Genomic DNA, 12777 nt, shown 5'->3' with positions numbered 1-12777 from the left:
ATGACAAAGACAGAAAGATACTTACAGCTAAGAAGTATGATCCCTGAAATGCGCCGGATTAAGCGTATTCATTTCGTCGGCATTGGCGGCGCGGGCATGGGCGGGATCGCTGAAGTATTAGTAAACGAAGGCTATGTTGTCAGTGGTTCTGACATCGCGCAAAATGCAGTGACCGATAGACTCTGTCTCTTGGGCGCGAAAATTCATATCGGTCATGGCGCTGATAACGTGCAGCAAGCCGATGTGGTGGTGGTATCGACGGCGATTAATCCCCAAAATCCAGAGATTATTGCGGCAAAAGAACTGCGTATTCCTATCGTTCGCCGCGCCGAAATGCTAGCTGAGTTGATGCGTTACCGCCATGGTGTAGCGATTGCGGGCACTCATGGTAAAACCACTACAACCAGTTTGATTGCCAGTTTGTATGGTCAAGCGGGGCGTGATCCGACGTTTGTGATTGGCGGTTTGCTCAATAGTGCGGGTACTAATGCCCGTTTAGGTACCAGTCGCTATCTCATTGCCGAGGCGGATGAGAGCGATGCGAGCTTCCTGCACTTACAGCCTATGGTTAGTGTGGTGACAAATATCGAAGCTGATCATATGGATACCTATGGCGGTGACTTTGAAAAGCTCAAATCAACCTTCGTTGACTTTCTGCATAACCTGCCATTCTATGGTGTGGCGGTCGTCTGTATTGATGATCCTGTTGTGCGTGAGATAATGCCACGTATCAGTCGCCATATTGTGACCTATGGTTTTAGAGACGATGCTGACGTGCAGGCGCTCAATTTCAGTCAGCAAGGGCATCAATGCCGCTTTACGGTAAGACGTAAAGGTAAAGAAGATTTGGATCTGCTGCTCAACCTGCCAGGCCAGCACAATGTATTAAATGCATTGGCGGCGATTGCCGTAGCGACAGAAGATGAAATCGATGACAGTGCCATCATTCAAGCCTTAGCTGAATTCCAAGGTATTGGCCGTCGTTTCCAGCACTTAGGTAAGTTCGCCACGCCAAAGGGCGAAGTGATGTTGGTGGATGACTATGGTCATCACCCGAGTGAAGTGGCGGCGACCATTAAAGCGGCTCGTGCAGGCTGGCCAGAAAAACGTTTAGTGATGGCCTATCAACCACATCGATATACGCGTACACGTGACTTGTACGAAGACTTTATTGAAGTGTTGTCACAGGTCGATTGCCTGTTATTACTCGACGTATACAGCGCGGGCGAAGCACCCATTCCTGGCGCGGATGGTCGGGCGTTATGCCGCTCAATTCGTCTTCGTGGACAATTGGACCCCATCTTTATTGCCAGCCCTGAGCAGTTAGCTGAAGTGCTGCCTGATGTGTTGCAGGAGGGGGATTTATTGTTGACCCAAGGTGCGGGTAATATAGGCGCTTTGTCGCGCAAGTTGGCAGCTTCTGAATTGGGTTTTAGTACCGGAGCTACAACTGAGGTAAAACCTTGATGTATCGCGTGACTCCTCAGGTTTAAAGGAAATTTGACCCGAGGCTTTAGCGCTATATAATGGCCGATTTTCTGTGGTTTTTAGTAGTGTCGTTGAAAGGTGGAAACAAACGTGTCTTGGAGTGATAAGAGGCGACACTGGCGGGCGAGGAAGTCACAGGTTAATTGGTACCTGTGGAGTGGGATTGGTTTTTTATCGTTAGTCATTGGTAGTTTTGTGTTTGGCGGCTACCTGCTGCATAAGTTTTTAAATGATGCCAGCACCTTGCCCATTGAAGCTGTCGCTATTAAAGGTGAACGGACTTACACCACTGATAAAGATATACAAATTGCACTACAGGATTTAATGCAACGGAGTTTTTTCAGCGCAGATATAACCTTAGTGCAACAGGCGTTAGAAGCTTTACCTTGGGTGTATCGCGCATCAGTCAGACGTGAATGGCCAGCGAAACTCAGGGTGTATTTGCAAGAGCAGCAACCGGCCGCCCATTGGAATGGTACCGCTTGGCTTAATGTGCATGGCGAAGTGTTTGAAGCGCCATCGCACCCTGAGCTGGAACATCTGCCGCATTTATCAGGGCCAGATGATATGGGCACTGAAGTGTTAACCGCCTATGCGCAGGTTAACTCGCTATTGAAGATTAATGGCTTTACCTTAGCAAGTTTGAATTTAACGCCACGCCATGCGTGGCATGCGACACTAGGTAACGGTATTGTTTTAGACCTAGGTCGAGAGGATAAAATGGCAAGGATACAAAGGTTTATCACAGTTTACCCATTACTGGCGAAACAAGATAAACCCATTGCCAGAGTGGATTTGCGCTACGACACAGGGTTGGCCGTAGGCTGGGGCGATGCACAAACAAGAGAGCCGATAATTAATGACGAAAAACCAAGATAGAAATCTGATCGTCGGATTGGACATAGGAACCTCTAAAGTCGCAGTGATCATAGGCGAAGTTCTGCCCGATGGCGAAATCAGCATAGTCGGCCTTGGTAACCACCCCTCAAGGGGCATGGATAAGGGTGGCGTTAACGATTTAGACTCCATCGTGCGCAGTGTACAACGTGCGCTCGATCAAGCGGAATTAATGGCAGATTGCCAAGTATCATCGGTTTACCTGAGTATTTCCGGTAAACATATCGCCTGCCAAAACGAAAATGGCATGGTGTCGATTAACGATGAAGAAGTGACACAAGAAGACGTCGACAACGTGATCCATACCGCGCGTTCGGTGAAAATCCCAACGGAGCGTCGGATTCTGCACGTGCTACCACAGGAATATGCTATCGACGTACAAGATGGCATTCGTAGCCCTATCGGTATGTCAGGCATGCGAATGGAAGCCAAGGTACACATAGTGACCTGCGCCAATGATATGGCCAAGAACATTACTAAGAGTGTCGAGCGTTGTGGCTTGAAGGTCGATGACTTAGTGTTCTCTGGCATTGCTTCGGCGGATGCGGTACTGACCTTCGATGAAAAAGACTTAGGTGTTTGTATTGTCGATATTGGCGGTGGCACGACGGACATTGCCGTGTATACCAATGGCGCGCTGCGTCACTGTGCGGTTGTGCCGGTTGCGGGTAACCAAGTGACCAACGATATTGCGAAGATTTTCCGCACGCCATCGTCACATGCTGAACAAATTAAAGTGCAATTCGCCTGTGCGCGCAGTTCTATGGTGAGCCGTGAAGACAGTATCGAAGTGCCCTCGGTCGGTGGTCGTCCATCGCGTAGCATGTCGCGCCATACCTTGGCCGAAGTGGTTGAGCCGAGATATCAAGAGCTGTTTGAGTTAGTGCTCAAGGAGCTAAAAGACAGTGGTTTAGAAGATCAAATCGCCGCTGGTATCGTGCTAACAGGCGGTACGGCGTCGATTCAAGGCGTGGTGGACATCGCGGAGGCAACCTTTGGTATGCCGGTTCGCGTCGCCTCACCATTGCCAGTTAAAGGGTTATACGAATACGTGGATCAGTCTATTTACTCCACAGGGGTAGGATTGCTCCATTATGGTGCGAGACGGGTGCTTGAGCGTCAATTTGAGCGTCCTGAGCGTCAAGGGGTTACCAGTGCTTGGAATCGGGTCCAAAGCTGGTTTAAGGGTGAATTTTAATAACGCAGGCAACACGGAGATCAGACAATGTTTGAGATCATGGACACTCACTCAGACGACGCGGTGATTAAAGTCATCGGCGTTGGCGGCGGCGGCGGTAACGCTGTCGAACATATGGTCAAACACAACATTGAAGGTGTTGAGTTTGTCGTTACCAATACAGACGCACAGGCGCTACGTAAATCTGGTGCTGGCTCAACGATTCAATTAGGTCGCGATGTCACTAAAGGTCTCGGCGCGGGCGCCAACCCTGAAGTGGGTCGTGCTGCGGCGGAAGAAGATCGCGAGAACATTCGCGCAGCGATTAAAGGTTCAGACATGATCTTTATCGCGGCTGGTATGGGCGGTGGTACTGGTACTGGTGCTGCACCTGTTGTGGCACAAATTGCCCGCGAAGAAGGTATTTTGACCGTTGCGGTAGTGACTAAGCCGTTCCCATTCGAAGGCAAAAAGCGTATGGCTTATGCTGAGCAAGGTATCGCCGAGCTCGCCAAGCACGTGGATTCGTTAATCACGATCCCGAACGAAAAATTATTAAAAGTATTGGGCCGTGGAACTTCATTACTCGATGCGTTTGCCGCAGCGAATAACGTGTTACTTGGCGCAGTACAAGGTATTGCTGAGCTTATTACTCGTCCAGGTCTGATTAACGTCGACTTTGCGGACGTGAAAACCGTTATGTCCGAAATGGGTAATGCCATGATGGGTACGGGTGTTGCGCGTGGTGAAGACCGTGCAGAAGAAGCTGCAGAAGCTGCTGTCGCCAGTCCGTTATTAGAAGACATCGACTTAGCCGGTGCACGTGGTGTGTTAGTTAACATTACTGCGGGTATGGACATGAGCATCGAAGAATTCGAAACTGTCGGTAACCATGTTAAAGCTTATGCATCTGACAATGCGACCGTGGTTGTGGGGGCGGTTATCGACCCAGAAATGAGCGACGAACTACGTGTAACTGTAGTTGCAACGGGTATAGGTGCTGAAAAGCGTCCAGATATTCAATTGGTTTCTAAGCCTGCGCCTCGTCCAGAGCCAGTCGTTGTGGAACCAAAAGTTGAAGCTTATGTCGAAGAAGCAACCCATGTGAGCTACGCGGCGCCAAAGGGTAACGTATTACCCGCAGCGCCAGCACCAGCTCCTGCGCCCGCGCCTTCAACGAAGCATGAATTGGATTACTTAGATATCCCAGCATTTTTGCGTAAGCAAGCTGACTAAAACAGGTATTTGAGTCCAGCGTATCGGGTGGCGTGTTGCTTTATCGGCAATACCATCCAATGACGACATTTGTATGACATGGTCAACTTATGTTACCATGTATTACCTATGTGGTCGTTTTGCTGCCGCTGCGTGTGCAAATATTAGGCTTAATTATTGAAATCTAAACGGGTAACTGAATGATATTTCAAAGAACTGTTCAAAAAATGGTGAAAGCTACCGGAGTCGGTTTGCACTCTGGCAATAAAGTCACTTTGAGCATTATGCCCGCACCAGTTAATACAGGGATCGTACTCGTGCGTACCGATATGAGTCCTGCCGTTGCTATTCCTGCAAAGGCGGAACAAGTTCGCGAAACCACGATGTGCACGGCACTTGTCAATGACGAAGGTATTCGTATTTCGACTATTGAGCATTTGTTTGCAGCCTTAGCGGGTTTAGGCATTGATAACGCCGTAATCGAGGTGGACGCCCCTGAAATCCCAATTATGGATGGTAGTGCGAGCCCATTTGTCTTCTTACTTCAGTCTGCGGGTATTAAAGAGCAGTCTGCACCTAAGAAGTACTTAAAGATTAAACGCCCTGTGCGTGTTGAAGACGGTGATAAGTGGGCCGAGCTCAAGCCTTTTAAAGGTTTTAGAGTCAACTTTAAAATTGACTTTGCTCACCCCGAAATTGCTCGCAGCCAACAGCATGTGGTGATGGACTTCTCTACTTCAGCTTTTGTTAAAGACATTAGCCGCGCTCGTACTTTTGGTTTTATGCGTGATATTGAGTATCTGCGTGCGAATAACCTAGCATTAGGTGGCAGCATGGAAAACGCAGTTGTACTTGATGAATATCGCGTCCTCAACCCCGACGGCCTGCGTTATGAGGATGAGTTCGTTAAGCACAAAATTTTAGATGCGTTTGGTGATCTCTACGTGGCAGGACACGCCATTCTTGGTGAGTTTACTGCCTATAAAACGGGTCATGCTCTGAATAACCAGTTAGTACGTGCCTTATTGGCGCAGCAGGATGCGTGGGAGTTAGTGAGCTTTGAGAAAGAAGCCGATGCTCCCGTCAGTTTTACTGTGCCTGGCGGTGTGGTTTTCGCCTAATCGCGTTTGCTGTTTACTTATTACGGCTGGCCAAATTGGCCAGCCGTTTTAGTTTTTCGCCTAGTGTTCCGCTCACATTTTCTGCAAGCGCAGCAATATGTTCCGCAGCAGCAGGACTGAGTTGTTTATGCGTCTGTTTCGGCTTTGCGTCATACAATGCTAATCTCGGGTTGACTTTAACTTCAATTGCGGTAAGGATTGGGAGCGTTTCTGTTTGAAGCTGCGTGAGTAGCTTCTGCTTTTGGAAATTAATTCGTGCGGCCCACGCTGCCGAAGTGGTTTCAACCACAAGAACACCCTGGCGGAAATTAGCGACTTTCAGCTGTTCCGCAACAGGACCTGCGACAATCTGCTTCACGTGCTGATCCAGATATAAAAGTAGTTCCGCTTTCTCAGCTATGTCGGGTAATGTGCCTGACTGGTGTAGTAATTGGCTGAGATCCTGAGGGGGCTTTTTCATATGATAATAAGATGGCTGAATTAGGCTATGAGTGTAACAGTATTTATTCAAGGTCGGAATGGCGTCACGCGCTGGCAACCCAGTAAACGCTGGTTGATCCTTCCCATGCTATTGTTGGCTACTGGTGCCGGTATTTATCAACACAACTCTGCTAAGTTTGAAAATCAGCAAGCCAGTGTCGATAACGATCGGATCCAACGCGAGCAACAAAAGAAGCAAGTCTTAGAGCTAAAAAGTGCCACAGAGTCCCAGCTAGCGATGCTGGCGACCCATGTTGCACGCATGCAAGCTAAAATCACCCGTCTCGAGGCCTTAGGTCAACAAGTCGCTAAACAAAACAAATTAGATGAAGACTTTGATTTCTCATCTGAAGTTGGGGTTGGTGGTTTAAGTGAATTAGGCTCGAATATCGAAATTAGTCAGCTTATCGAAGATATGGATAAACTGGCGTCACGAATTGACAACAATAATGTTCAACTATCACTACTTGAAACAGTGTCATCTAACCACCATATAGATGCTGAACGTTATGTATCAGGGCTCCCACTCGATAAAGGTTGGTTATCGTCGCCCTACGGATTACGTAATGACCCTTTCAACGGTCGTCGAACCATGCACAAAGGGATCGATTTTACCGGTCGGGAAGGGGCTAAAGTTGTCGCGACTGCAGCAGGCGTGGTGACTTGGGCTGGGAATATGTTTGGTTATGGCGAATTGGTCGAAATCGACCATGGTAACGGTTTACGTACACGCTATGGCCATAATAAAGCTTTGTCAGTAGCTGTAGGTGATGTGGTCGCTAAAGGCGAAACCATCGCCAGTATGGGAAGCACTGGGCGCTCGACTGGGGCTCATGTGCATTATGAAGTGTTGCGTGGCGGACAGCAGATAGATCCACAAAAGTTTGTCTACCGCAAAGCAGGTTAATTGAAACATTGGCTTCTAGTTTCCATCATGGACTTGGCCTACAGAAAATAAGTGATTCAGATGTTTGGTAAATTACTGACAAAAGTATTTGGTAGTCGCAACGACCGTACCCTTAAAGGGTTACAAAAAGTAGTTAATAAGATTAATGCGCTTGAAGCCGATTATGAAAAGTTAACCGATGAGCAGCTTAAAGCGAAAACCGCAGAGTTTCGTGAGCGTTTGGCGGCAGGTGCTTCGTTAGATAGCATCATGGCTGAAGCGTTTGCGACGGTGCGTGAAGCGTCAAAGCGTGTGTTCGAAATGCGTCATTTCGACGTGCAGTTACTTGGTGGTATGGTGCTTGATAGTAACCGCATCGCTGAAATGCGTACAGGTGAAGGTAAAACCTTAACCGCAACATTACCTGCTTACCTTAATGCTTTGACGGGCAAAGGTGTTCACGTCATTACCGTCAACGATTACTTGGCGCGCCGTGACGCGGAAAACAACCGTCCATTGTTCGAATTCTTAGGTCTGACGGTCGGTATTAACGTTGCCGGTCTTGGCCAGCAAGATAAAAAAGATGCCTATAACGCGGATATCACCTATGGAACCAACAACGAATTTGGTTTCGACTATCTGCGCGATAACATGGCGTTTTCACCACAAGAGCGTGTTCAACGACCATTACACTATGCACTGATCGACGAAGTCGACTCAATCCTTATCGACGAAGCGCGTACACCATTGATTATCTCTGGTGCAGCAGAAGATAGCTCAGAACTTTACATCAAAATCAACACGCTGATCCCTAATCTTATCCGTCAAGATAAGGAAGACTCTGAGGAGTATGTGGGCGAAGGCGACTACACCATTGATGAAAAAGCCAAACAAGTGCACTTTACCGAACGCGGCCAAGAGAAGGTTGAAAACCTGCTGATTGAACGAGGCATGTTAGCCGAAGGTGACTCACTTTACTCAGCTGCTAATATTTCTTTACTCCATCACGTAAACGCTGCACTACGCGCTCATACCCTATTTGAACGTGATGTCGACTATATCGTTCAAGATGGTGAAGTGATCATCGTTGATGAGCACACAGGCCGTACTATGCCTGGCCGTCGTTGGTCTGAAGGTTTACACCAAGCTGTTGAAGCTAAAGAAGGCGTTCGTATTCAAAACGAAAACCAAACACTGGCTTCGATTACCTTCCAAAATTACTTCCGCTTATACGAAAAATTAGCGGGTATGACGGGTACTGCCGACACAGAAGCGTTTGAGTTTCAACATATCTATGGGCTAGACACTGTCGTAGTGCCAACCAACCGTCCAATGGTCCGTAAGGATATGGCGGATTTAGTTTACTTAACCGCTAATGAAAAGTATCAAGCGATTATTAAAGACATTAAAGACTGTCGTGAACGTGGTCAGCCTGTGTTGGTGGGTACGGTTTCTATCGAGCAATCTGAACTCTTAGCGCGCTTAATGGTAAAGGAAAAGATCCCGCACCAAGTACTTAACGCTAAGTTCCATGAAAAAGAAGCCGAGATCGTTGCCCAAGCTGGCCGTACTGGGGCCGTGACGATTGCCACTAACATGGCGGGTCGTGGTACCGACATCGTACTAGGCGGCAACTGGAACATGGAAATCGATGCCCTCGAAAATCCAACACCAGAACAAAAGGCTAAGATCAAGGCCGATTGGCAATTACGTCACGATGCCGTTGTCGCCGCTGGTGGTTTACATATTTTAGGTACCGAGCGTCACGAGTCTCGCCGTATTGACAACCAGCTGCGTGGTCGTGCGGGTCGTCAAGGTGATGCTGGTTCTTCACGTTTCTACCTCTCTATGGAAGATAGCTTAATGCGTATCTTTGCCTCTGATCGTGTCTCCGGCATGATGAAGAAGCTGGGTATGGAAGAAGGTGAAGCGATAGAACATCCATGGGTGTCTCGCGCAATCGAAAACGCTCAACGTAAAGTTGAAGCACGTAACTTTGACATTCGTAAGCAATTACTTGAATTTGATGACGTCGCTAACGATCAGCGCCAAGTGGTTTACGCCCAGCGCAACGAGTTGATGGATGCTGAAAGTATTGCGGACACCATTCAAAACATCCAAGACGATGTGATTAGTGCCGTGATTGACCAATACATTCCACCACAATCAGTTGAAGAGTTATGGGATGTTCCTGGGCTTGAGCAGCGTCTACATCAAGAGTTTATGCTGAAACTGCCAATTCAAGAATGGCTCGATAAAGAAGACGACTTACACGAAGAAAGCCTGCGCGAGCGTATTATCACTTCTTGGTCAGATGCTTATAAAGCGAAAGAAGAGATGGTCGGAGCCTCAGTATTACGCCAATTCGAAAAAGCAGTGATGCTACAAACCCTCGATGGCTTGTGGAAAGAGCACTTAGCGGCAATGGATCATTTACGCCAAGGTATCCACTTACGTGGCTACGCACAGAAGAATCCAAAGCAAGAGTATAAGCGTGAGTCTTTTGAACTGTTCCAACAATTGCTGAATACGCTGAAGCATGATGTGATTAGCGTGTTATCTAAAGTTCAAGTTCAAGCTCAATCGGATGTGGAAGAGATGGAAGCCCGTCGTCGTGAAGAAGATGCCAAGATCCAACGCGACTACCAGCACGCTGCCGCAGAAGCATTAGTTGGTGGTAGTGATGAAGACGACGCTATTGCTGCACATACACCGATGATCCGTGACGGTGATAAAGTGGGCCGTAACGATCCTTGTCCTTGTGGTTCAGGCCGTAAGTATAAGCAGTGTCACGGTAAGCTAAGCTAATTCAATACGTGCACTTAATTCTAAAAGGCGACTGTGATAGTCGCCTTTTCATATCTACTCAAAGCCAGATACAAATCATTGAATCTGTCTGCATCTATATAAAGCCTATTTAAATCACCAGCCTTATTCATTAGATAAGTCATATTTAGTTCAAAAATAAAGCAATTAAGAGTCGTTTGTGGATAACTTTGGGGGTAATTGGTGGGTACATTGTGACTAACTGATACTATTGAAAAAAGATCGAAAAAACGCAAAAAAGCGCTTGCACAAAAAGTTCTGCTGCCTATAATGCGCATCCACTGACACGGCAGACAGCAATACGCAGTTGCAAGTGCCAGTACATCAAGTGATTAAATCCTTGATGAGCGAAAAGAAAGTTTTAAAAACTACTTGACGCAAAAACGGGAATGCGTAAAATACGCAGCCCTGACCCGCTGAAATCACTTGTGATAAAGCTGATGGTCAACGCTCTTTAACAATTTATCAAGCAAATCTGCGTGGACACTCACAGGTGTTGAGTTAATCGAAATTACTCTGCCGTTTGGCGAGTAATCAAAGAATTAAATCAATGATTCCAAATCACTTCGGTGATGAGTGTTCATAGCAATATGTACATAATTTTGGTTTCGCTTTCTTCTCTTTATGAAGAGATGGCGAAAACAAATGACAGAATTCATTGAGCCGTTTCTTCGGAAACAACAAAACTTTAATTGAAGAGTTTGATCATGGCTCAGATTGAACGCTGGCGGCAGGCCTAACACATGCAAGTCGAGCGGCAGCACAAGTGAGTTTACTCATGAGGTGGCGAGCGGCGGACGGGTGAGTAATGCCTAGGGATCTGCCCAGTCGAGGGGGATAACAGTTGGAAACGACTGCTAATACCGCATACGCCCTACGGGGGAAAGAGGGGGACTTTCGGGCCTCTCGCGATTGGATGAACCTAGGTGGGATTAGCTAGTTGGTGAGGTAATGGCTCACCAAGGCGACGATCCCTAGCTGTTCTGAGAGGATGATCAGCCACACTGGGACTGAGACACGGCCCAGACTCCTACGGGAGGCAGCAGTGGGGAATATTGCACAATGGGGGAAACCCTGATGCAGCCATGCCGCGTGTGTGAAGAAGGCCTTCGGGTTGTAAAGCACTTTCAGTAGGGAGGAAAGGGTAAGTCCTAATACGACTTATCTGTGACGTTACCTACAGAAGAAGGACCGGCTAACTCCGTGCCAGCAGCCGCGGTAATACGGAGGGTCCGAGCGTTAATCGGAATTACTGGGCGTAAAGCGTGCGCAGGCGGTTTGTTAAGCGAGATGTGAAAGCCCTGGGCTCAACCTAGGAATCGCATTTCGAACTGACCAACTAGAGTCTTGTAGAGGGGGGTAGAATTCCAGGTGTAGCGGTGAAATGCGTAGAGATCTGGAGGAATACCGGTGGCGAAGGCGGCCCCCTGGACAAAGACTGACGCTCATGCACGAAAGCGTGGGGAGCAAACAGGATTAGATACCCTGGTAGTCCACGCCGTAAACGATGTCTACTCGGAGTTTGGTGTCTTGAACACTGGGCTCTCAAGCTAACGCATTAAGTAGACCGCCTGGGGAGTACGGCCGCAAGGTTAAAACTCAAATGAATTGACGGGGGCCCGCACAAGCGGTGGAGCATGTGGTTTAATTCGATGCAACGCGAAGAACCTTACCTACTCTTGACATCCACGGAAGACTGCAGAGATGCGGTTGTGCCTTCGGGAACCGTGAGACAGGTGCTGCATGGCTGTCGTCAGCTCGTGTTGTGAAATGTTGGGTTAAGTCCCGCAACGAGCGCAACCCCTATCCTTATTTGCCAGCACGTAATGGTGGGAACTCTAGGGAGACTGCCGGTGATAAACCGGAGGAAGGTGGGGACGACGTCAAGTCATCATGGCCCTTACGAGTAGGGCTACACACGTGCTACAATGGCGAGTACAGAGGGTTGCAAAGCCGCGAGGTGGAGCTAATCTCACAAAGCTCGTCGTAGTCCGGATTGGAGTCTGCAACTCGACTCCATGAAGTCGGAATCGCTAGTAATCGTGGATCAGAATGCCACGGTGAATACGTTCCCGGGCCTTGTACACACCGCCCGTCACACCATGGGAGTGGGCTGCAAAAGAAGTGGGTAGCTTAACCTTCGGGGGGGCGCTCACCACTTTGTGGTTCATGACTGGGGTGAAGTCGTAACAAGGTAGCCCTAGGGGAACCTGGGGCTGGATCACCTCCTTACCTATACGACTAACTTGATGTTTGTTGAGTGTTCACACAGATTTGCTTGATAGAAGATAGAGTAAAAGATGGGTCTGTAGCTCAGCTGGTTAGAGCGCACCCCTGATAAGGGTGAGGTCGGTGGTTCAAGTCCACTCTGACCCACCAAATCTTCGTTCTCCTTTGTTAAATTAACACTCGTTTAGTGAACTAAACGTCGCGTTAATTTGCCGCGGATAACTCGATTTGGCAAACCAATCCTTTAAGAGGTTTGGAACATCTTATTTACTCGCACTGCATGTAAATGGGGCTATAGCTCAGCTGGGAGAGCGCCTGCCTTGCACGCAGGAGGTCTGCGGTTCGATCCCGCATAGCTCCACCATTTACTGCATTATGGTTAGAGATGCCAAAGATAAACTTAAACATTATCTTTGGCTTTTTTAAGCCCGTTCTTTAACAATTTGGAAAGCTGATAG

At 48.0% G+C, this 12777-nt stretch carries 8 protein-coding genes, 2 tRNA genes and 1 rRNA gene; 10 read left to right on the top strand and 1 reads right to left on the bottom strand.

Translation table 11 applies throughout. The annotated features are described in order from the left end of the window. The 5 genes from murC (at window position 1) to lpxC (ending at window position 5898) form a co-directional block, all read left to right on the top strand. On the top strand, window positions 1–1467 hold the full coding sequence (gene murC, locus SO_RS19555) for a UDP-N-acetylmuramate--L-alanine ligase (RefSeq protein WP_011073899.1): 1467 nt from the start codon (window positions 1–3) through the stop codon (window positions 1465–1467). Window positions 1468–1578: 111 nt separating this feature from the next. Continuing rightward, window positions 1579–2367, top strand: coding sequence for a cell division protein FtsQ/DivIB (locus SO_RS19550; RefSeq protein WP_011073898.1), 789 nt, complete (start codon window positions 1579–1581; stop codon window positions 2365–2367). Then, on the top strand, window positions 2348–3583 hold the full coding sequence (gene ftsA / locus SO_RS19545; RefSeq protein WP_011073897.1) for a cell division protein FtsA: 1236 nt from the start codon (window positions 2348–2350) through the stop codon (window positions 3581–3583). The genes SO_RS19550 and ftsA overlap by 20 nt, the downstream gene beginning before the upstream one ends. A gap of 27 nt (window positions 3584–3610) precedes the next feature. Then, window positions 3611–4798 carry a cell division protein FtsZ gene (gene ftsZ, locus SO_RS19540; RefSeq protein ID WP_011073896.1) on the top strand — a complete coding sequence of 396 codons (1188 nt, stop codon included), beginning with the start codon at window positions 3611–3613 and terminating at the stop codon, window positions 4796–4798. 179 nt (window positions 4799–4977) lie between these two features. Further along, a complete protein-coding gene (gene lpxC / locus SO_RS19535) occupies window positions 4978–5898 on the top strand; it encodes a UDP-3-O-acyl-N-acetylglucosamine deacetylase (protein WP_011073895.1) in 921 nt (306 codons plus the stop codon). A gap of 13 nt (window positions 5899–5911) precedes the next feature. Here lpxC and SO_RS19530 read toward each other — a convergent pair whose 3' ends face one another. Then, on the bottom strand, window positions 5912–6358 hold the full coding sequence (locus tag SO_RS19530; protein WP_164925786.1) for a DUF721 domain-containing protein: 447 nt from the start codon (window positions 6356–6358) through the stop codon (window positions 5912–5914). Window positions 6359–6385: 27 nt separating this feature from the next. Here SO_RS19530 and SO_RS19525 point away from each other — a divergent pair, with 27 nt between their 5' ends. From SO_RS19525 to SO_RS19505, 5 genes are all read left to right on the top strand, one after another. Then, the gene (locus SO_RS19525; protein WP_011073893.1) at window positions 6386–7285 is read left to right on the top strand and encodes a M23 family metallopeptidase; all 900 of its coding nucleotides are present in this window, start codon (window positions 6386–6388) and stop codon (window positions 7283–7285) included. A gap of 60 nt (window positions 7286–7345) precedes the next feature. Beyond that, window positions 7346–10072, top strand: a complete 2727-nt coding sequence (gene secA / locus SO_RS19520; protein ID WP_011073892.1) for a preprotein translocase subunit SecA — start codon at window positions 7346–7348, stop codon at window positions 10070–10072. Window positions 10073–10779: 707 nt separating this feature from the next. Then, window positions 10780–12322: ribosomal RNA gene (locus tag SO_RS19515) — 16S ribosomal RNA — on the top strand. Between the two features lie 70 nt (window positions 12323–12392). Next, a tRNA-Ile gene (locus SO_RS19510) sits at window positions 12393–12469 on the top strand. Window positions 12470–12607: 138 nt separating this feature from the next. Continuing rightward, window positions 12608–12683, top strand: a tRNA-Ala gene (locus tag SO_RS19505). Window positions 12684–12777 lie beyond the last annotated feature (94 nt).

This window comes from Shewanella oneidensis MR-1 (assembly GCF_000146165.2).
Classification (GTDB): domain Bacteria; phylum Pseudomonadota; class Gammaproteobacteria; order Enterobacterales; family Shewanellaceae; genus Shewanella; species Shewanella oneidensis.
This window is presented reverse-complemented; position numbering and strand designations above follow the sequence as displayed.